This is a genomic window from Janthinobacterium sp. 67 (genome assembly GCF_002797895.1).
Lineage (GTDB): Bacteria > Pseudomonadota > Gammaproteobacteria > Burkholderiales > Burkholderiaceae_D > Janthinobacterium.
Genome location: NZ_PGES01000001.1, coordinates 372,059 through 392,129 on the forward strand (window position 1 = coordinate 372,059; position 20,071 = coordinate 392,129).

The 20,071-nt window shown below is 61.2% G+C and carries 16 protein-coding genes and 2 tRNA genes; 14 read left to right on the forward strand and 4 right to left on the reverse strand.

What is annotated here, in order from left to right:
* The first annotated feature begins 147 nt into the window (after positions 1-147).
* Positions 148-1,140: an L-histidine N(alpha)-methyltransferase gene (egtD, locus tag CLU90_RS01695; RefSeq protein WP_092712868.1), complete on the forward strand. Its 993-nt coding sequence runs from the start codon at positions 148-150 to the stop codon at positions 1,138-1,140.
* A gap of 8 nt (positions 1,141-1,148) precedes the next feature.
* The gene (gene egtB / locus CLU90_RS01700) at positions 1,149-2,381 is read left to right on the forward strand and encodes an ergothioneine biosynthesis protein EgtB (protein ID WP_100427019.1); all 1,233 of its coding nucleotides are present in this window, start codon (positions 1,149-1,151) and stop codon (positions 2,379-2,381) included.
* 5 nt (positions 2,382-2,386) lie between these two features.
* On the opposite strand, the gene CLU90_RS01705 is transcribed toward egtB, so the two are convergent.
* The 3 genes from CLU90_RS01705 to CLU90_RS01715 form a co-directional block, all read right to left on the reverse strand.
* On the reverse strand, positions 2,387-3,988 hold the full coding sequence (locus CLU90_RS01705; protein WP_198511125.1) for a methyl-accepting chemotaxis protein: 1,602 nt from the start codon (positions 3,986-3,988) through the stop codon (positions 2,387-2,389).
* A 169-nt stretch (positions 3,989-4,157) separates the two neighbouring features.
* On the reverse strand, positions 4,158-5,864 hold the full coding sequence (gene leuA / locus CLU90_RS01710) for a 2-isopropylmalate synthase (protein ID WP_092712872.1): 1,707 nt from the start codon (positions 5,862-5,864) through the stop codon (positions 4,158-4,160).
* Positions 5,865-6,216: 352 nt separating this feature from the next.
* A complete protein-coding gene (locus tag CLU90_RS01715; RefSeq protein ID WP_092712874.1) occupies positions 6,217-6,513 on the reverse strand; it encodes a barstar family protein in 297 nt (98 codons plus the stop codon).
* A 195-nt stretch (positions 6,514-6,708) separates the two neighbouring features.
* On the opposite strand from CLU90_RS01715, the gene CLU90_RS01720 reads away from it, so the two are divergent.
* The 6 genes from CLU90_RS01720 to CLU90_RS01745 all read left to right on the forward strand — a co-directional run bounded on the left by CLU90_RS01720 (position 6,709) and on the right by CLU90_RS01745 (position 13,887).
* A complete protein-coding gene (locus CLU90_RS01720) occupies positions 6,709-7,620 on the forward strand; it encodes a patatin-like phospholipase family protein (protein WP_092712876.1) in 912 nt (303 codons plus the stop codon).
* Positions 7,621-7,679: 59 nt separating this feature from the next.
* Positions 7,680-8,087 carry a GlcG/HbpS family heme-binding protein gene (locus CLU90_RS01725; protein ID WP_092712878.1) on the forward strand — a complete coding sequence of 136 codons (408 nt, stop codon included), beginning with the start codon at positions 7,680-7,682 and terminating at the stop codon, positions 8,085-8,087.
* Between the two features lie 295 nt (positions 8,088-8,382).
* Positions 8,383-9,561 (forward strand): glutamine-hydrolyzing carbamoyl-phosphate synthase small subunit, encoded by a 1,179-nt coding sequence (carA, locus tag CLU90_RS01730; RefSeq protein ID WP_092712881.1) that lies wholly within the window; start codon positions 8,383-8,385, stop codon positions 9,559-9,561.
* A complete protein-coding gene (gene carB / locus CLU90_RS01735; RefSeq protein ID WP_034757425.1) occupies positions 9,554-12,790 on the forward strand; it encodes a carbamoyl-phosphate synthase large subunit in 3,237 nt (1,078 codons plus the stop codon). The genes carA and carB overlap by 8 nt, the downstream gene beginning before the upstream one ends.
* 171 nt (positions 12,791-12,961) lie before the next feature.
* Entirely contained in the window at positions 12,962-13,438 is a 477-nt protein-coding gene (gene greA, locus CLU90_RS01740) for a transcription elongation factor GreA (protein WP_092712885.1), read from the forward strand.
* Entirely contained in the window at positions 13,438-13,887 is a 450-nt protein-coding gene (locus CLU90_RS01745; protein ID WP_175539265.1) for a DUF4149 domain-containing protein, read from the forward strand. Before greA ends, CLU90_RS01745 begins: the two co-directional genes overlap by 1 nt.
* Positions 13,888-14,087: 200 nt before the next feature.
* On the opposite strand, the gene CLU90_RS01750 is transcribed toward CLU90_RS01745, so the two are convergent.
* Positions 14,088-14,558, reverse strand: coding sequence for a YhbY family RNA-binding protein (locus CLU90_RS01750; protein WP_010397237.1), 471 nt, complete (start codon positions 14,556-14,558; stop codon positions 14,088-14,090).
* A gap of 42 nt (positions 14,559-14,600) precedes the next feature.
* On the opposite strand from CLU90_RS01750, the gene CLU90_RS01755 reads away from it, so the two are divergent.
* From CLU90_RS01755 to CLU90_RS01780, 6 genes are all read left to right on the forward strand, one after another.
* Entirely contained in the window at positions 14,601-15,284 is a 684-nt protein-coding gene (locus CLU90_RS01755) for an RlmE family RNA methyltransferase (RefSeq protein ID WP_070219517.1), read from the forward strand.
* A gap of 203 nt (positions 15,285-15,487) precedes the next feature.
* Complete coding sequence (gene ftsH / locus CLU90_RS01760; protein ID WP_100427020.1) at positions 15,488-17,368, forward strand: ATP-dependent zinc metalloprotease FtsH; 1,881 nt, start codon at positions 15,488-15,490, stop codon at positions 17,366-17,368.
* Between the two features lie 114 nt (positions 17,369-17,482).
* The gene (folP, locus tag CLU90_RS01765) at positions 17,483-18,316 is read left to right on the forward strand and encodes a dihydropteroate synthase (RefSeq protein ID WP_100427021.1); all 834 of its coding nucleotides are present in this window, start codon (positions 17,483-17,485) and stop codon (positions 18,314-18,316) included.
* 39 nt (positions 18,317-18,355) lie between these two features.
* Positions 18,356-19,693, forward strand: a complete 1,338-nt coding sequence (gene glmM / locus CLU90_RS01770) for a phosphoglucosamine mutase (RefSeq protein ID WP_100427022.1) — start codon at positions 18,356-18,358, stop codon at positions 19,691-19,693.
* A gap of 91 nt (positions 19,694-19,784) precedes the next feature.
* Positions 19,785-19,861: transfer RNA gene (locus tag CLU90_RS01775), tRNA-Pro, on the forward strand.
* A 94-nt stretch (positions 19,862-19,955) separates the two neighbouring features.
* A tRNA-Arg gene (locus CLU90_RS01780) sits at positions 19,956-20,030 on the forward strand.
* Positions 20,031-20,071: the final 41 nt, after the last annotated feature.

Sequence of the window (20,071 nt, forward strand, 5' to 3'; positions counted from 1 at the left end):
TACCTGCCGCACGGCTGGCTTGCGCGGATTCCGCTATGATGGGAAAAAGTCATCGGCAAAGGCGCCCGCAGACCGCTGCGGCAGGGCGGCGCGCCCGGTGGCCGCCCGTGCAAGCCCTTCGTGAACCTTGATAGACGACGCCAGCCCATGACCATGCCACTTGCGCAACAGCAGTCCGATTTGTATCCCGCCAGCAACGCCGAAGCGGCCAGCGCCACTCCTGCCACGATAGCCGAGATCAGCGCGGGCTTGCTGGCGCGCGATGCCTGGACTTCGCCCAAATACCTGTACGACGCGCTGGGCTCGAAACTGTTCGAAGCCATCTGCGCCTTGCCCGAGTACTATCCGACGCGCACCGAGGCGGCCATCTTCGCCCGCCATGGCGCCGAGATCGCCCATGCCGTGGGGCCGGGCAGCACCCTGATCGACCTGGGCGCGGGCAATTGCGCCAAGGCCGCCAGCCTGTTCCCTTTGCTGCACCCGGCGCAATATGTGGCCGTGGATATTTCCTATGAGTTTCTCAGCGAATCCTTGAGCCGGCTGCAGCAGCGCTTCCCGCACATCGAGATGACGGGCCTGGGCCTGGATTTCTCCAGCCGCCTGGACTTGCCGGGCAGCGTGCGCGAGGCGCGGCGATTGTTCTTTTATCCCGGCTCGTCCATCGGCAACTTTGCCCCCGAGCAAGCGACCGCCTTCTTGCGCCGCCTGCGCGCGAATGCGGACGGCGATGGCGGCCTGCTGATCGGCGTCGACCTGATCAAGGATGACGCCATCCTCGACGCGGCCTATGACGATGCGCTGGGCGTCACGGCCGCCTTCAACCTGAACATGTTGCGCCACGTGAACGGGCTGATCGGCGCCGACTTCGACGTGCGCGCGTGGCAGCACCATGGCTTTTTCAATGCCGACGAGCGCCGCGTCGAGATGCACCTGGAAGCGCGCAGCGAGCAGCTTGTCCATTGGCAAGGCGGCCAGCGGCGCTTCGCGAAAGGCGAGCGCATCCATACGGAAGACAGCTACAAATACACGCGCGCCACCTTCGTCGGCTTGCTGGAACAGGCCGGGTTTTCCACCGTGCAAGTCTGGACGGACCCGCAGCAGTGGTTTGCCGTTATCTACGCCCGTGTAATTAGAGACTAAAGGCGACGATGCTGATCGATCACTACAACAAGGTGCGCCAGCACTCGCTGCTGCTGGCCGAACCGCTGTCCGACGAGGATTGCGGCGCGCAGTCGATGCCGGACGCCAGTCCCGTGAAATGGCATCTCGCGCATACGACCTGGTTTTTTGAAACGTTTATCCTGGAAAGCATGGAAGTGGCGTTCGCGCCCTTCCACCCGGCCTTCCGCGTGCTGTTCAACTCGTATTACAACGGCGTGGGCGAGAAGCACCCGCGTGCCCAGCGGGGCTTGCTGACGCGCCCCGGCATGGCGCAGGTGCGCGCCTACCGGGCCAACGTCGATGCACGCATCGCGCGCCTGCTGGCGGGCGAACTGGCGCGCGACGAGCGCGAACGGCTGACCATGCTGCTGGCGCTGGGCCTCGAGCACGAGCAGCAGCACCAGGAGTTGCTGTTGACGGACGTCAAGCACCTGCTGGCGCAGAGCGCCCTGTTTCCCGCTTACCTGGACAACGCCGCGCCACCAGCGCCGCAAGCTGCGCAGCCCACGGCCTGGCTCGCCTTTGACGGCGGCCTGGCGCAGATCGGCCATGCGGGCGACGGCTTTTGTTTCGACAATGAATTGCCGCGCCACCCGCAGTACGTGGCGCCGTTCGAACTGGCCAGCGCGCTGGTGACGAATGGCGAATATCTCGCCTTTATCGAGGCGGGCGGCTACCGCACGGCGCATTGGTGGCTGGCCGAAGGCTGGGACTGGGTGCGCGGCCAAAGCTTGCAGTGCCCGCTGTACTGGCAGCGCGACGAGGCCGGCCGCTGGCAGGAGTTCACTTTATATGGCTTGCGCCCGCTTGATGCGGCTGCGCCGGCCACGCATCTGTCGCTGTTCGAGGCGGACGCCTATGCGCACTGGGCTGGCGCGCGCCTGCCGACGGAAGCGGAGTGGGAGCTGGCGGCGCAAGGCACCGCCGTGGAAGTGGGCCAGCTGCATCCGGCCGCTGGCGCGCCGGGAACGGGATTGCGGCAAATGTTCGGCCACTGCTGGCAATGGACCAGCAGCAGCTACGCGCCGTATCCGGGCTACCGCACGGCGCCCGGGGCGCTCGGTGAATACAACGGCAAGTTCATGCTGAACCAGTATGTGCTGCGCGGCTCGTCCTGCGCCACGCCGGCCGGCCATGCGCGCGCCAGCTACCGCAATTTCTTCCCGGCCGGCGCGCGCTGGCAATTTTCCGGCGTTCGCCTGGCGCGCCAGGTGGAATAGCCCGTTTAGTTCAAGCGCGGGAGGGACGGGGCAGGGCGGGCCGGCGCCTTGGCGCTGGCGCTCTGTTCCAGCTTGAACTGGCTGACGAGGGTTTCCAGCTCGCCCGCCTGCTCATGCATGGCCGCCGCCGCCGCGGCCGCTTCCTCGACGAGGGCCGCATTCTGCTGCGTCGTCTGGTCCATCTGCATGATGGCGGCATTGATTTGCTCGATGCCTTCGCTCTGCTCGTGGTTGGCGACGCTGATTTCACCGACGATGGCGCTGACCCGCCCCACGCTGGCCACCACTTCATCCATCGTGGCGCCCGCCTGGCTGACCAGTTGCGCGCCTTGGCCGACCCTGTCGACGGAGTCGGCGATCAATTCCTTGATTTCCTTGGCCGCCGCCGCCGACCTTTGCGCCAGGTTGCGTACTTCGGATGCGACCACGGCAAAGCCGCGTCCCTGCTCGCCGGCGCGGGCCGCCTCGACGGCCGCGTTCAGGGCGAGGATATTCGTCTGGAAGGCGATGCCGTCGATGACGGCGATGATGTCGACGATCTTGCGCGACGACGCGTTGATGGCGTCCATGGTGCCGACCACTTCCGCCATGGCCGAGCCGCCGCGCTGGGCGATTTCCGACGCCGAGCGGGCCAGGTTATCGGCCTGGCGCGCATTGTCGCTGTTGCTGCGCACGGTACCGGTCAGTTCGATCATCGACGAGGCCGTTTCTTCCAGCGCGCTGGCCTGTGCTTCCGTGCGGGCCGACAGGTCGGCATTGCCGCTGGCGATCTGGCTCGACGCCACGGCTATCGTGCCCGTGCCGCCGCGCACTTGTCCCACCAGGGTGGCCAGGTTGGTATTCATGTCGCGCAGCGCCTGCAGCAGCTGGCCCGCTTCATCCTTGCCGTCGGCCACGATCTTGCTGCTCAGGTCGCCGCCGGCCACGGCTTGCGCCACGCGCAGGGCATACGCGATCGGCGTCGTGATCGAGCGCGTGACCCGCCACGCAAAGAGCACGCCCAGCAGCAGGGCGGCCGTGCCCAGGCTGGCCATCAGCATATTGGCTGCGGAAATATTCTGCTGGATTTGCTGGCCGCCATGCACGACGACGTCGCGCTGGATATCGTTCAGGCGGTTCACCGTCTTTTGCAACTGGTTCAGGGCGGGCAGGGTATCGTCGCGCACGTGCTTGGCCGCTTCCGCACGCTGTCCCGCCACCAGCAGCTTGTCGGCCTGGCTGAACGAGACGACATAGGCCTTGCGCTGCTGCTTCAAGATGGACAGCAGTTCCTTGCCTTCAGGCAGTACGATCAGGCGCTCGAGGATGGCCAGCGCATCGGTGATGGTGGCCTTGTTGGCGTCGATTTCGCCGTGGATGGCGCTGGCGCGGGCCGGATCTTCATGGATGAACAGTTCCAGCACCAGTGCCGCGTTCGACCGCGTCGTGCTGCGGATGGTGGCGATGGCGTCGGCCTTGGCCCAGTCTTTCTCGATGATGGCTTCGCTGAGCGCGCCGATCTTGTCCAGCCGGAACAGGCCCGTGCCTACCAGCACTGCCATCAGCAGCAGCACCACGCCAAAACCCGCACCCAGGCGCGTGCCTATCTTCATGTCCGTCAATTTCATACTGATTCCCTCGGTAGCTAATGATCTGTCTCCGGTGGTCTTGTTATGAAACGATTATACGGTCGGTGATACCTGATTTGCACTACTAATTGCCCAATAGAAATGAAAAAGCGGCACGGCGATCAAGCCGTACCGCTTTTTCTCCCTATGAAGGATGCTTGATCCGTGCTCAGGCGGCGCTGGCGGTCACGTCGGCCGCTGTTGTTTTTTCGGCGTCCGTCTGCTTGATGCGGCGGTTCACGGCCGACAGGACGGCCTTGAACGAGGCGGTGACGATATTGCTGTCGATGGCGGCGCCGAACAGGGTAGGGCCGTTATCGAGGCGCAATTCCACATAGCAAGCCGCTTGCGCATTGGCGCCGGAACCGATCGAGTGTTCATGGTAATCCATCAGCTTGATGTCGAGACCGAGCGCATTGACGAAGGCATCGATGGGACCGTTGCCGCCGCCTTGCAGGGCCAGCGGCGTCTGGCGGTGCGACAGGCTGATGTCGATCTGCACGGATTCGTCGCTGCTCGTGTCTTCCACCATGCGGTGCGAAGCGTAGGCGTACGGCGCCGTCTGCTCCAGGTATTCCTTCTGGAAGATGTCATGGATATCCTGCGCGGCGATCTCGCGGCCCGTCGCGTCGGCCACGGCTTGCACGGCGCGCGAGAATTCGATCTGCAGGCGGCGCGGCAAGACCAGGCCGTACTCCTGTTCCAGCAAGTACGCCATGCCACCCTTGCCGGACTGGCTGTTGACGCGGATCACGGCGTCGTAGCTGCGGCCCAGGTCGGCCGGGTCGATCGGCAAGTACGGCACTTCCCAGATGCTGTCCGGCTGTTGCTTGGCGAAACCTTTCTTGATTGCATCCTGGTGCGAGCCGGAGAAGGCCGTAAATACCAGGTCGCCCGCATACGGGTGGCGCGGGTGGACGGGCAACTGGTTGCATTCCTCCACGCACTTGCGCACGCTGTCGATGTCGGAGAAATCCAGGCCCGGGTGCACGCCCTGCGTGTACAAATTCATCGCCAAGGTCACCAGGTCGACGTTGCCGGTGCGCTCGCCATTGCCGAACAAGCAGCCTTCCACGCGGTCGGCGCCCGCCATCACGGCCAGTTCGGCCGAGGCGACGGCCGTGCCGCGGTCGTTATGCGGGTGCACGCTGATGATGATGGAATCGCGGCGCGCCAGCTTGCGCGACATCCATTCGATCTGGTCCGCATACACGTTCGGCGTGCTGCATTCCACGGTCGACGGCAAGTTGATGATCATCTTGTTGGCGGGTGTCGGCTTCCAGATGGCGCTGACGGCGTCGCAGATATGCTTGGAGAAATCGAGTTCCGTCGTCGAGAACGATTCCGGCGTGTATTCGAAGCCCCATTCCGTTTGCGGATGCTGGGCCACCAGCTGTTTGACGAGGGTGGTGCCGGTGGTGGCGATATTCGTGATTTCCTCGCGCGACATGCCGAACACGACCTTGCGGAACACGGGCGCCACGGAGTTGTACAGGTGGACGATGGCGCGCTTGGCGCCGACAACGGATTCCACGGTGCGGCGGATCAGCTCTTCACGCGACTGTGTCAGCACGATGATGGTGACGTCGTCCGGGATGCGGCCTTCATCGACGAGCTTGCGCACGAAATCGAAATCCGTCTGCGATGCCGATGGGAAGCCCACTTCGATTTCCTTCAGGCCGATGGCGATCAGCATCTCGAAGAAACGCAGCTTCTTTTCCGCGCTCATCGGCTCGATCAGAGACTGGTTGCCGTCGCGCAAGTCGGTGCTCATCCAGATAGGCGGTTTGCTGATGATCTGGTTCGGCCATTGACGGTCGGTCAATTTAACTGGAGGAAAGGCGCGGTATTTGGAAGCTGGGTTTTGCAACATCATGATCGGGTACTCCTGAAGATAGGGGGAAATCAATGGTTGTGGCGCAAGCTTGCCGGGCGGCCACGAGACACTAGGCCAGGCAAGCGATCGGTAGCGGTAGCAGAGCGGCTGCGATGCCAGCGGGGGCGGTCGCAGTGGGAATTACGTGTACGAATGGGGATGGTGCAAACATCATCAAACCTTCCAGGGTTTTTGAAACATGCCGGCGTGTGGCCAGGCGAAGCAAAGCGGCAAACTTATGCGCGTGCTAGGTGTAGTCGCGATAGCGACAGCAGGGAAGGGGATGGATGTTTGAAGGAGGACATACACTCAATGTAAGGGAAGTCGGGCCTGGCTGTCAAGCGTTTCCGTTCTACAGGTAATGCACGTGTGTCGCTCCGTCCGGCGCATCTTGCGTATCCTGCGCCATGCGCGTCAGGATGCGCTGCAGGGTGGCCGCTTCGTGGGGCAGGCGCGCGGCGAAGGCCGGCCAGCCGCGCAGCTCGATCCGTTGCGGCATGTCCACCAGGCCCGTGATGGCGTCCCAGAATGCATCCCAGTTCATGCCGTAGAAGGATGGGAAAGCCAGCGCGGCCGCCAAGGCCGCATGCAGCTGGCGCGGCGAGCTGATCTCGCTCAAGTCGATTGTTACAAGGGCTTGTCGATTCATGCTGTTTGATGTTCTGACTTAGTGGGAGCAAGTAAATAAACCAGGCGCCAGTCTAGCAGCAGGGGCGGCGCGCACGCTTCTCCTGGACCTTGTCACCATCAACATTTAAGACCGCCTTCAGTGCCGGTGGTCCCGCTTGCGCTACAATCGGCTCTCCTTTATTGCCACTGCCGCGCGCGGTTCCCACTCTCCACCATGTTCCCTAAACGCCTGACCCTGCTTGCCCTGGCCGCCTTTGTGCTGGCCGGCTGCGATACCACCGCCCCGAAACCCGTCCAGGTGCTGACGCCTCCCGAACCGATGGCCGTGACGCCGCGCAAGATCAAGATCGGCCTGGCGCTGGGCGGCGGCGCGGCGCGCGGTTTCGCCCATATCGGCGTGATCAAGGCGCTCGAATCGCAGGGCATCCAGGCTGACATCGTCACCGGCACGAGCGCCGGCAGCGTGGTGGGCGCCATGTATGCGGCGGGCAATTCCGGCTTCGCCCTGCAAAAGATGGCCTTCGACATGGACGAGGCGGCCATTTCCGACTGGGCCTTGCCCCTGTTCGGCAAGTCGTCCGGCGTGCTGAAAGGCGAGGCGCTGCAAAGCTATGTCAACAAGGCCGTCGGCGGCGTCCCGCTGGAAAAACTCAAGATTCCATTTGGTGTGGTGGCGACCGACCTCAAGAATGGCCAGCCGATCCTGTTTCAGCGCGGCAATACCGGCATGGCCGTGCGCGCCTCGTCGGCCGTGCCCGGCGTATTCCAGCCCGTGACGATCGCCGGTCACACTTATGTAGATGGCGGCCTCGTCGCTCCCGTGCCCGTGCGCTTTGCCCGAGACATGGGCGCCGATTTCATCATCGCCGTGAATATTTCGTCGCAAACGGATACCCAGAAGGCCATCAGCTCGATGGAGGTGCTGATGCAGACGTTCGCCATCATGGGCCAGCGCATCAACCAGTTTGAACTCAAGGATGCCGACGTGGTGATCCAGCCCAGCCTGGGCACCATGAAGGGCAACGATTTCAACAGCCGCAACCAGGCCATCCTGGCGGGCGAGCAGGCGACCTTTGCCGTGATGGCGCAGCTCAAGCAAAAGCTGAAAGCGAAGCGCGAGCAGTAAGCGATAGCGCCACCGCGCATTTCGTATACAATTTTGTTTCAACATAACAAGGATGCACCATGCAATCGAAACCGATTTTGACACTGGACGACGTAAAGAAAATCGCTGCCGCCGCCGAAGCGGAAGCGGTCAAGAATAACTGGGCGGTCACGATCGCCATCGTCGACGACGGCGGCCATCTGCTGTGGCTGCAGCGCATGGATGGCGTGGCGCCGATCTCGTCGCACATCGCTCCATCGAAAGCGAAGACGGCCGCACTGGGCCGCCGCGAATCGCGCATCTATGAAGAGATGATCAATGGCGGCCGCGTGTCCTTCCTGAGCGCACCGGAAATCGACGGCTTGCTCGAAGGCGGCGTGCCTATCGTGTACGAAGGCCACTACGTGGGCGCCGTCGGCGTCTCGGGCGTGAAATCGGCGGAAGATGCGCAAATCGCCAAAGCGGGCATCGCCGCTCTGACGGCCTAAGTAGTAACCGATATTGCTTTGCAAGCCGCTCCGCGCAAGCCGGGCGGCTTTTTTCATGGGGCGGGGGATTTATGCTGCTGTGCAAAAAAATGCCGGGGCTTCTGTATTTTCTTCCTTGTGGAAAAGCTTCCTTTTGGTTATAATTCAAAGGTTTAGCCAATCACACATATACCGTAGCGACTACCCATCCCCTCATTCAAAATGACCGTTGAAACACCCTGAGTGCATCTGGCTCGGGTATCTAGGCGGTCGGTCTGACGTGGCGCAGCTACGGTAACTTTATCAGGAGTTGCCCTTGCCGCCATTTTTTTCTGGCCCTGCCGTTCCAGCCATATTAGCGCTTGCTGATGGAACGATCTTTAAAGGTTTTTCGATCGGTGCCGCCGGTCATACTACGGGCGAGGTTGTTTTCAACACCTCGATGACCGGGTATCAGGAAATCCTTACCGACCCAAGTTATTGCCGCCAGATGGTCACCCTGACCTATCCCCATATCGGCAATACGGGCGTCAACCCGGAAGACGTCGAATCTTCCAAGGTACACGCCGCCGGCCTCATCATCCGCGATCTGCCATTGCTGGCATCCAGTTTCCGTTCCACGCTCTCCCTGTCCGATTACCTGAAAGCTGAAAATATCGTCGCCATCGCCGGCATCGATACACGCAAGCTCACGCGCATCCTGCGTGAAAAAGGTGCGCAGGGCGGCGCCATCCTCGTCGGCACGCAAGGCAACGAGCCATCCGCCGCGCAAGCGCTGGAACTGGCCCGCTCCTTCCCCGGCCTGTCCGGCATGGACCTGGCCAAGGTGGTATCGAGCAAGGATGCCTACGAATACCGCGAAACGGAATGGACCCTGGGGGCAGGCTATGGCCAGCTGGCCGACGCCGACGCGAAATACCACGTGGTCGCCTTCGACTACGGCGTCAAGCGCAACATCCTGCGCATGCTGACGGCGCGCGGCTGCAAGGTCACCGTGCTGCCCGCGCAAGCGACGGCCGCCGACGCCCTGGCGTTGAACCCGGACGGCATCTTCCTGTCGAACGGTCCCGGTGACCCGGAGCCGTGCGATTACGCGATCGCGGCCACCAAGGAACTGATCGAGAAGGGCATCCCGACCTTCGGCATCTGCCTCGGCCACCAGATCATGGCCATCGCTTCCGGCGCGAAAACCTTGAAGATGAAGTTCGGCCACCACGGCGCCAACCACCCGGTGCAAGACCTGGAAACGAAACAGGTCCTGATCACCTCGCAAAACCACGGTTTCGCAGTCGACGCGGCAACCTTGCCCGCGAACTGCCGCGTGACCCATGAATCGCTGTTCGACGGTTCCCTGCAGGGCTTCGCCCGCACGGACAAGCCGGCCTTCTGCTTCCAGGGCCACCCTGAAGCGTCGCCGGGCCCGATGGATGTTGCTTACCTGTTTGACCGCTTCATCAACCTGATGGCTGCGGAGGAGAAAAAGAAAAATGCCTAAACGTTTAGATATTAAAAGTATTCTGATTATTGGCGCTGGCCCGATCGTGATCGGCCAGGCCTGCGAATTCGATTATTCCGGCGCGCAAGCGTGCAAGGCCCTGCGCGAAGAGGGCTACAAAGTCATCCTGGTCAACAGCAATCCTGCGACCATCATGACGGACCCGGAAATGGCCGACGTCACCTACATCGAACCGATCACCTGGTCGGTCGTCGAGCGCATCATCGCCAAGGAGCGTCCTGACGCGATCCTGCCGACGATGGGCGGCCAGACGGCGCTGAATTGCGCGCTGGATCTGTTCAACAATGGCGTGCTGGCGAAATACAACGTCGAGCTGATCGGCGCGTCGCCGGAAGCCATCGACAAGGCCGAAGACCGTTCCAAGTTCAAGGACGCGATGACCAAGATCGGCCTCGGTTCGGCCCGTTCCGGCGTGGCGCACTCGATGGAAGAATCGTGGGCCGTGCAACGCACCCTGGGCTTCCCGACCATCATCCGTCCATCGTTCACCATGGGCGGTTCCGGCGGCGGCATCGCCTACAACGAAGAAGAATTCGAAACCATCTGCAAGCGCGGCCTGGAAGCATCGCCGACGAAAGAGCTGCTGATCGAAGAATCGTTGCTGGGCTGGAAAGAGTACGAGATGGAAGTGGTGCGCGACAAGGCGGACAACTGCATCATCATCTGCTCGATCGAAAACCTCGACCCGATGGGCGTGCACACGGGCGACTCGATTACCGTCGCACCTGCGCAGACCCTGACGGACAAGGAATACCAGATCATGCGCAATGCCTCGCTGGCAGTGCTGCGCGAGATCGGCGTCGACACCGGTGGTTCGAACGTGCAATTCTCGATCAACCCTGTCGATGGCCGCATGATCGTCATTGAGATGAACCCGCGCGTGTCGCGTTCGTCGGCCCTGGCATCGAAAGCGACGGGTTTCCCGATCGCCAAGATCGCCGCCAAGCTGGCCGTCGGTTTCACCCTGGACGAGCTGCGCAATGAAATCACGGGCGGCGCCACGCCGGCATCATTCGAACCGTCGATCGATTACGTCGTCACCAAGATTCCCCGTTTCACGTTCGAGAAATTCCCGACCGCCGACCACCACCTGACGACGCAGATGAAATCCGTCGGCGAAGTGATGGCCATCGGCCGTACCTTCCAGGAATCGTTCCAGAAAGCCTTGCGCGGCCTGGAAGTGGGCGTGGACGGCATGAACGAAAAGACCAAGGACCGCGAAAAGATCGAAGAAGAGCTGGGCGAGCCTGGTCCTGAGCGTATCTGGTACGTGGGCGATGCGTTTGCCCAGGGTTTTACTTTGGAAGAAGTGCACCAGCTGACCAAGATCGACCCATGGTTCTTGATTCAGATCAAGGAAATCGTCGACCTGGAACTGTGGCTGGACACGCAGAAGCTGGAAAACCTGGACAAGAACACCCTGTACAAGTTGAAGCAGAAGGGCTTCTCGGACCGCCGCCTGGGCTTCCTGTTGCAGACGACCGACACGGCCGTGCGCCAGCAGCGCCATGCGCTGAACATCCGTCCCGTCTACAAGCGCGTCGACACTTGCGCGGCGGAATTCTCGACCGACACGGCGTACATGTATTCCACGTACGACGAAGAGTGCGAATCGAATCCAACCGACAAGAAAAAGATCATGGTGCTGGGCGGTGGCCCGAACCGTATCGGCCAGGGTATCGAGTTTGACTATTGCTGCGTCCACGCGGCCCTCGCCATGCGTGAAGACGGCTACGAAACCATCATGGTCAATTGCAACCCAGAAACGGTTTCAACCGACTACGATACTTCGGACCGTCTGTACTTCGAGTCCTTGACCTTGGAAGACGTGCTGGAAATCGTCGCCATCGAAAAACCGGTGGGCGTGATCGTGCAGTACGGCGGCCAGACGCCACTGAAACTGGCGCTGGACCTGGAGGCGAATGGCGTACCGATCATCGGCACCTCGCCCGACATGATCGACGCGGCCGAAGACCGCGAGCGTTTCCAGCAGATGCTGCACAAGCTGGAACTGCGCCAGCCGCCTAACCGCACCGCGCGCACGGAAGCCGACGCTTTGGCGCTGGCGCAGGAAATCGGCTACCCGCTGGTCGTGCGTCCATCGTACGTGCTGGGCGGCCGCGCCATGGAAATCGTCCACGAGCAACGCGACCTTGAGCGCTACATGCGCGAAGCCGTCAAGGTCTCGCACGATTCGCCGGTGCTGCTGGACCGTTTCCTGAACGACGCCATCGAGTGCGACGTCGATTGCATCTCCGACGGCGAAACGACCTTCATCGGCGGCGTGATGGAACACATCGAACAGGCGGGCGTCCATTCGGGCGACTCGGCTTGCTCCTTGCCGCCATACTCGCTGGCACCGGAAACCATTGAAGAACTGAAACGCCAGACGGCGCTGATGGCCAAGGGTTTGAACGTGGTCGGCCTGATGAACGTGCAATTTGCTATCCAGAAACAGGAGATCGACGGCGAAATGAAAGATGTCGTCTTCGTGCTGGAAGTCAATCCACGCGCGTCGCGCACCGTGCCTTTCGTCTCGAAAGCCACCGGTCTGCAACTGGCGAAGATCGCCGCCCGCTGCATGGTCGGCCAGTCGCTGGCCTCGCAAGGCATCACGCAGGAAGTCGTGCCGCCATACTTCAGCGTCAAGGAAGCCGTGTTCCCGTTCGTCAAGTTCCCGGGCGTGGACACCATCCTGGGCCCTGAAATGAAATCGACGGGCGAAGTCATGGGCGTGGGCCTGACGTTCGGCGAAGCGTTTGTGAAATCGCAACTGGGCGCCGGCGTGAACCTGCCAAAATCGGGCAAGGTCTTCATCAGCGTGAAAGCGTCGGACAAGCCGCGCGCCGTGCAAGTGGCGCGCGACCTGGTCGAGTCCGGTTTCACCGTGGTCGCCACCAAGGGCACCGCCGCAGTGATCGCTGCTGCCGGCATCGCCGTCACGCCAGTGAACAAGGTGATCGAAGGCCGTCCGCACGTGGTCGACATGATCAAGAACCATGAGATCGTGCTGGTGATCAACACCGTAGAAGAAAAACGCAGCGCCATCGTCGATTCGCGGGCCATCCGTACCTCGGCCCTGGCGTCGCGCGTGACGACCTACACCACCATCGCCGGCGCGGAAGCGGCCGTCGAAGGCATCCGTCATCTCGATGAGCTGCGTGTGTACGATTTGCAGGGCCTGCACAAGACCCTGCAGCAAGCGTAACAGCCCGCGTGTCATTTGCAGTGGCCGCCGTTAGGCGGTACACTGCATGCTTATCAACCACAGAGTTCCGTGCAGAGCAGCGCGCGGCCTCTGTGGTTTTCACTTGGTAAGGCCGTTAAACGTGGCAACACGCTGCAACGGCGCCGATAACTAGCAGATAGTAGAGATAACATGACCTCAGTCCCATTGACCAAATACGGCGCAGAACTCTTGAAAGAAGAGCTGCATCATTTGAAGACCAAGGAACGCCGCATCGTCATCGATGCGATCGCCGAAGCGCGTTCGCACGGAGACCTGTCGGAAAACGCCGAGTACGATGCCGCCAAGGAGCGCCAGGCTTTCGTGGAAGGCCGCATCGCCGAACTCGAAGGCAAGCTGGGTGCGGCACAGATCATCGACCCGACCACGCTCGACGCGGAAGGCCGCGTGGTGTTTGCCTCGACCGTGAACCTGGAAGACCTGGAGTCGGGCCAGAAAGTCACGTACCAGATCGTCGGCCTCGATGAAGCGGACCTGAAAATGAACAAGGTGTCCGTGACGTCGCCGATCGCCCGCGCGCTGATCGGCAAGTATGCCGGCGACGTGGTGGAAGTGCAGGCGCCGTCCGGTCCGCGCGAATACGAAATCCTGGAAGTGCTGTACATCTGATGCTCGCCCGCGTGCGCCTCCTCGTTGCCACCCTGTGGGCTGGCAGCCTGTGGACTATCGGCTTCATCGTGGCGCCCACCTTGTTCGGCACCTTGAGCGACAGAGTGCTGGCAGGCAATATCGCCGGCAGCATGTTCCGCGCCGAAGCGTGGCTGTCCATCGCCTGCGCCTTGATACTGCTGGCCTTGCTGCAATGGGCGCCCGGCGCGCTGGAACTGAAGCGCCGCCGCCTCTTGGGGGCGCTGGTGCTGTCGATGCTGGTGTGCGCGTTGATCAGCCATTTCGGCATCTCGCCGCTGATGGCCGAACTCAAGGCGCAAGCCCAGGGGGCATCCGGCATCATGGACGAGGCCATGCGCAGCCGCTTCGGCATGCTGCATGGCGTGTCGACCGTGATCTTTGCCGTGCAGAGCTTGCTGGCGGGCGTGCTGATCTGGAAGCAGCAGTAATTGTTGCCGTGTGTGTCGGATTACGCGTGGCCTGCGGCCCCGCTAATCCGACCTACGGACGTTGGCGGTAACAGCATCGTAGGTCGGATTAGCGCGCAGCGCGTAATCCGACAAGCGCAATTGCAATAAAAAAGCGGAGCAGGGAAGATCCCTTGCTCCGCTTCTTGTTTCAACAGCCTTGCGGCTGCTGAACGACAGGCTTACTTGCTGCCCAGTGCGCTTTTCTTGGCGCTTTTCTGACGTGGCTTGGCACGCTTGATGGAACCGCCTTCGGTAACGCGCTCATTGCCCTTGATCATGACTTTCGTCACGCTGGGGCGCTTGGTGCCGCTGGCGCTGGCCTTGACGATGGTCACTTCGCGCATGCCTTTGCCGGCGCTGACCTTCTCCTTAACCACTTCTTTTTTCGGACGGTAGATTACCAGCAGTTTGCCAATATGTTGTACCGGGGCGGCGCCGAGATTGCCGCAAATCGTATCGTACATTCCGACGCGGGCTTCGCGGTCGTCGCCGAACACGCGGACTTTAATCAGGCCGTGCGAATCCAGGCCAAGGTCGATCTCTTTGAGGACAGCAGGTGTCAAGCCCGCTTCGCCAATGATGACGATAGGCTTCAGCGCGTGTGCTTCGGCGCGCAGTGCGCTGCGCTCTACGGGTGTAAGTTTTAGCATAATAATATTTAGTAATTCCCTTAAAAGCAGTATTCTACGCGAATGGCAAAGAAGAAATTAAACAAAAACTGGTTGCACGACCACATAAATGATCCTTATGTGAAGTTGGCGCAAAAAGAGGGCTACCGCGCCCGGGCAGCATACAAGCTCAAAGAAATCGATGAAGACGAGAAACTGATCAAACCTGGCCAGGTGATTGTCGACCTTGGTTGCACTCCCGGCAGCTGGGCCCAGTACACGCGGCGCAAGCTGGCCGGCAAGGACGGCGGCGGGGTCAATGGTACCCTGATTGGCCTGGACATGCTGGAAATGGAGCCGATCGCCGATTTCCACTTCATCCAGGGCGACTTCCGCGAGGCGCGCGTGCTGCGCCAGCTGGAAGTGGTGTTGCAAGGCCGCAAGGTCGACCTGGTCCTGTCGGACATGGCGCCCAACCTGTCGGGCATCGCCACGGCGGACGCCGCGCGCATGGAGCATCTGATCGACCTGGCCATCGAATTTTCGCAATTGCATTTGAAACCATCGGGCGTCTTGCTGGTGAAATGCTTTAAGGACATGGGTTTCAGCCAGATCGTGGAGAAATTCCGCGCTGAATTCAAGGTCGTGGTGCAGAAAAAGCCCAAGGCCAGCCGCGATAAATCATCGGAAATCTTCCTGATGGGCCGTGGAATCAAGAATCCGCTGAAAAATGCCGTAGAAGAAGATGATCCCGCCCTTGATATTTAAGCGGGAATCCGCACATGGGAACGAGAAGTGCAGTAGCGTCTGATGGCATAAAAGCCTAAATTGTTTATACTGCATTTTTTTTGCGTGAACGCGGTTTTTTCGCGCGCACGGATCGGCGGGCTTTGGCACGGCCCGCTTATTGCGAGTAAAATCGTGTTTCTAGCTATAGGTAAAGAGATGCGCACTGCATCCAAGGAGTCTTCGTGAATAACATGTTTTCCAAATCTGCCATCTGGGTAGTCGTATTGCTGCTGTTGTTCATGCTGTTCAAGCAATTCGACAGTCATGGCGCCACAGGCGGCAGCAAGGCCATCGCTTATTCCGATTTGCTGGATGAAGTCAAAGCCAAGCGCGTCAAGGATGTCGTGATCGAAGGTTCGTCGATCACCGCCAAGCTGATGGACGACACCAAGGTGCGTACCACCGCCACCAGCCTCGACAAGGGCCTGATCGGCGACTTGCGCGACAATGGCGTGCATTTCGATGTGCGTCCGCCTGAGGAAGCGTCTTTCCTGCAAACTATTTTTGTTTCCTGGTTCCCCATGCTGCTGTTGATCGGCGTCTGGGTCTTCTTCATGCGTCAGATGCAAGGCGGCGGCAAGGGCGGGGCATTCTCGTTCGGCAAGTCGAAGGCGCGCATGATGGATGAAGCCAGCAACACCGTTACCTTCGCCGATGTCGCCGGTTGCGACGAAGCGAAAGAAGAAGTCAACGAAGTGGTCGACTTCCTCAAGGATCCGAGCAAATTCCAGAAACTGGGCGGCCGCATTCCCCGCGGCGTGCTGATGGTCGGTCCTCCGGGCACGGGTAAAACCCTGCTGGCGCGCGCCATCGCCGGCGAAGCCAAGGTGCCGTTCTTCTCGATTTCCGGTTCCGACTTCGTGGAAATGTTCGTCGGCGTGGGCGCGTCCCGCGTGCGCGACATGTTCGAAAACGCGAAAAAGCATTCGCCATGCATCATCTTCATCGATGAGATCGACGCTGTCGGCCGTCACCGCGGTGCCGGCATGGGCGGCGGCAATGACGAGCGCGAACAGACCCTGAACCAGTTGCTGGTCGAGATGGACGGTTTTGAAGCGAACTCCGGCGTCATCGTCGTGGCCGCCACCAACCGCGCCGACGTGCTCGACAAAGCCTTGCTGCGTCCGGGCCGTTTCGACCGCCAGGTTTCCGTCGGCTTGCCCGATATCCGCGGCCGCGAACAGATCTTGAACGTGCACATGCGCAAGGTACCTATCGGTACCGACGTGAAAGCCGATATCCTGGCCCGCGGCACTCCCGGTTTCTCCGGCGCCGACCTGGCCAACCTGGTCAACGAGGCAGCCCTGTTTGCCGCCCGCCGCAGCAAGCGCCTGGTGGAAATGGCTGACTTCGAAGATGCGAAAGACAAGATCTACATGGGTCCCGAGCGTAAATCGATGATCATCCGCGAGGAAGAGCGTCGCAATACGGCTTACCATGAGTCCGGTCACGCCGTCGTCGCCAAGCTGCTGCCGAAAGCCGATCCCGTGCATAAAGTGACGATCATGCCGCGCGGCTGGGCCCTGGGCCTGACCTGGCAGCTGCCGGAACACGACAACTTGTCCGCCTACAAGGACAAGATGCTGGAAGAAATTTCCATCCTGTTCGGCGGCCGTATCGCCGAAGAGATCTTCGTGGGACAAATGTCCACGGGCGCATCGAACGACTTCTCGCGCGCCACCAAGCTGGCCCGTTCCATGGTGACCCGCTTCGGCATGTCCGACAGCATGGGCGTGATGGTCTACGAAGACAGCGAAAACGAAGGTTTCTTCGGTGGCGCCACCAAGACGATCTCGGAAGCGACCCAGCAAAAGGTCGACGCCGAAATCCGCAGCATCCTCGACACGCAATATGCACTGTCGCGCAAGCTGCTGGAAAGCAACCGCGACAAGGTCGAAATGATGACCAAGGCCCTGCTGGAATGGGAAACCATCGACGCCGAGCAGATCAATGACATCATGGCCGGCCTGGAGCCACGTCCGCCAAAAGTCATTCCGCCACGCCGCAATGCGGGTGACAGTGGCACCGGCGGCATCTCGCCGAACGTGACGGCGCCAGCCTGAGAAGGGCCGCCCTGACGGGCGGCACGCAAGGGTATGACAAGAACGAGGGTAAGGAGCGATCCTTGCCCTTTTTCGTTGGCGCACCAGATTTCCCTGACGACTACAAAGATTCACATGCGACACTATTTGCAATTCGGCCGTTTCGGCTTCAACCTGTCCGGCGCGCAGGCGCTGGTGATGGGCATTCTGAACATCACGCCCGACTCGTTTTCCGATGCTGGCCAGTATCAGCACCTGGAATTTGCCCTGTCGCGCGCCGAGCAGATGATGCTCGACGGTGCCGACATCATCGATATCGGCGGCGAATCGAGCCGCCCCGGCGCGCCGCCGCTGCCGCTGCAGGACGAGCTTGCGCGCGTCATGCCGGTGCTGTACGCCTTGCGCGACTGCGGCAAGCCCCTGTCCGTCGACACGTACAAGCCTGAAGTGATGCGCGAAGCCATCCTGGCGGGCGCCGACATGATCAACGACATCAACGGTTTCCGCGCGCCGGGCGCCATCGACGCCGTGCGCGACAGCGATTGCGCGCTGTGCATCATGCACATGCAAAGCGTGCCGCAAACCATGCAGGACCAGCCGCAATACGACGACGTGGTGCGCGAAGTCATCGACTTCCTGCGCGAACGCATAGCGACGCTGACGGCGGCCGGCATCGCCCGCGAACGCCTGTGCGTCGATCCCGGCTTTGGTTTCGGCAAGACGTTGGAACAGAACTACGCTTTATTGCGCGCCACGCGCCAGCTGCGCAGCGAACTGGACCTGCCTGTGCTGGCGGGCCTGTCGCGCAAGTCGATGATCGGCGCCGTGACGGGGCGTCCCGTCGAGCAGCGCCTGGCCGGCAGTGTTGCCGGTGCGCTTGCTGCGGTAGCGCAAGGGGCAGAAATTATCCGTGTGCATGATGTAGCAGAAACCGTCGATGCCCTGAAGATCTGGCGCATGGCGCATTGAAGCTGTAAGATTCATTATAAACAACAAAAAGAGAAATTTATGACGCGTAAATATTTTGGCACCGATGGCATCCGCGGCCTCGTGGGCACCGCTCCGATCACCCCCGACTTCGTCATGCGCCTCGGTTATGCGGCCGGCAAGGTGCTGGCCAAGTCGCAGGGCGGCAAGGCGCGCCCGACGGTGCTGATCGGCAAGGACACGCGCATTTCCGGCTACATGCTGGAAGCGGCGCTGGAAGCGGGCCTGTCGGCCGCCGGCGTGGACGTGATGCTGGCAGGTCCCATGCCGACGCCGGCAATCGCTTACCTGACGCGGGCGTTGCGCCTGTCGGCCGGCGTGGTCATTTCCGCCTCGCACAATCCCTACCATGACAATGGCATCAAGTTCTTTTCCGGCCAGGGCACCAAGCTGCCCGACAGCGTGGAACTGGAAATCGAAGCGGCGCTCGACGAGCCCATGGCTTGCGTGGCATCGGAAAAGCTGGGCCGCGCCAAGCGTCTCGACGATGCCCAGGGCCGCTACATCGAATTTTGCAAGAGCACCTTCCCGAACGAGCTGGACTTGCGCGGCCTGAAGATCGTCGTCGATTGCGCGCATGGCGCCGCCTACCATATCGCGCCGCACGTCTTCCATGAGCTGGGCGCGGAAGTCATCGCCATCGGTAACAAGCCTGATGGCTTCAATATCAATGCGGGCTTTGGCGCCACGGCGACCAAGGCCATGGCCGAAGCCGTCGTCGAGCACGGCGCGGACCTCGGTATCGCCCTCGATGGCGACGCCGACCGCCTGATCATGTGCGACGCCACGGGCCGCTTGTACAACGGCGACGAGCTGTTGTACGTCATGGTCAAGGACCGCCTGGCGACGGGGCCCGTGGCCGGCGCCGTCGGCACCCTGATGACGAATATGGCGCTGGAAGTGCTGTTCAAGCAGCAGGGCATCGGTTTCGCGCGCGCCAAGGTGGGCGACCGCTACGTGCTGGAAGTTATGAAGGAAAAGGGCTGGATATTGGGCGGCGAAGGTTCCGGCCACCTGCTGTGCCTGGACCGGCACACGACGGGCGACGGTATCGTATCCGCGCTGCAAGTATTGTCCGCACTCAAGCGCAGCGGCCAGAGCCTGCAGCAGTGTCTGGCCGAACTGGTGCTGTTCCCGCAAACCCTGATCAATCTGCGCGTGGCGCCCGGTTTCGACTGGCAGAAAAATGCCGCCATGGTGGCCGAGAAAGAGCTGGTCGAGGCGGAACTGGGCGACACGGGCCGCGTGCTGATCCGCGCTTCGGGCACCGAACCGCTGATCCGCGTGATGGTGGAAGCCAAGGACAAGGAAAAGGCCGAGAGCATGGCGCGCCGCATCGCCGATAAAGTCGGCGCTTGAGGGTATGCAAGGGGCAGGGACGATAGTTATTTCCATCTAATTCGCCTGGGGCAATTGACGAAATTGGGTGGAGGCGTTATTATCTTGTCTTCGGAGTGTGGCGCAGCCCGGTAGCGCACCTGGTTTGGGACCAGGGGGTCCAAGGTTCGAATCCTTGTACTCCGACCAAAGTCATAAGCGGGCTGTCAGAGATGACAGCCCGTTTTCTATTGTGCGGCGCCTTGGCATTGTCGGCGCGCATGGACTAAAATGCTGCACCTTTCCGCCCATCGTTCAACGGATAGGACAACGGTCTTCTAAACCGTGAATGGGGGTTCGATTCCCTCTGGGCGGACCAGTCCTTGCTGGTCATCTGCGCGACAGCCTGTCGCATTCCAT

Coding starts and splice junctions, on each gene's coding strand:
- egtD (WP_092712868.1), top strand. CDS start 148: ATGACCATGCCACTTGCGCAACAGCAGTCCGATTTGTATCCCGCCAGC.
- egtB (WP_100427019.1), top strand. CDS start 1,149: ATGCTGATCGATCACTACAACAAGGTGCGCCAGCACTCGCTGCTGCTG.
- CLU90_RS01705 (WP_198511125.1), bottom strand. CDS start 3,988: ATGAAATTGACGGACATGAAGATAGGCACGCGCCTGGGTGCGGGTTTT.
- leuA (WP_092712872.1), bottom strand. CDS start 5,864: ATGATGTTGCAAAACCCAGCTTCCAAATACCGCGCCTTTCCTCCAGTT.
- CLU90_RS01715 (WP_092712874.1), bottom strand. CDS start 6,513: ATGAATCGACAAGCCCTTGTAACAATCGACTTGAGCGAGATCAGCTCG.
- CLU90_RS01720 (WP_092712876.1), top strand. CDS start 6,709: ATGTTCCCTAAACGCCTGACCCTGCTTGCCCTGGCCGCCTTTGTGCTG.
- CLU90_RS01725 (WP_092712878.1), top strand. CDS start 7,680: ATGCAATCGAAACCGATTTTGACACTGGACGACGTAAAGAAAATCGCT.
- carB (WP_034757425.1), top strand. CDS start 9,554: ATGCCTAAACGTTTAGATATTAAAAGTATTCTGATTATTGGCGCTGGC.
- greA (WP_092712885.1), top strand. CDS start 12,962: ATGACCTCAGTCCCATTGACCAAATACGGCGCAGAACTCTTGAAAGAA.
- CLU90_RS01745 (WP_175539265.1), top strand. CDS start 13,438: ATGCTCGCCCGCGTGCGCCTCCTCGTTGCCACCCTGTGGGCTGGCAGC.
- CLU90_RS01750 (WP_010397237.1), bottom strand. CDS start 14,558: ATGCTAAAACTTACACCCGTAGAGCGCAGCGCACTGCGCGCCGAAGCA.
- CLU90_RS01755 (WP_070219517.1), top strand. CDS start 14,601: ATGGCAAAGAAGAAATTAAACAAAAACTGGTTGCACGACCACATAAAT.
- folP (WP_100427021.1), top strand. CDS start 17,483: ATGCGACACTATTTGCAATTCGGCCGTTTCGGCTTCAACCTGTCCGGC.
- glmM (WP_100427022.1), top strand. CDS start 18,356: ATGACGCGTAAATATTTTGGCACCGATGGCATCCGCGGCCTCGTGGGC.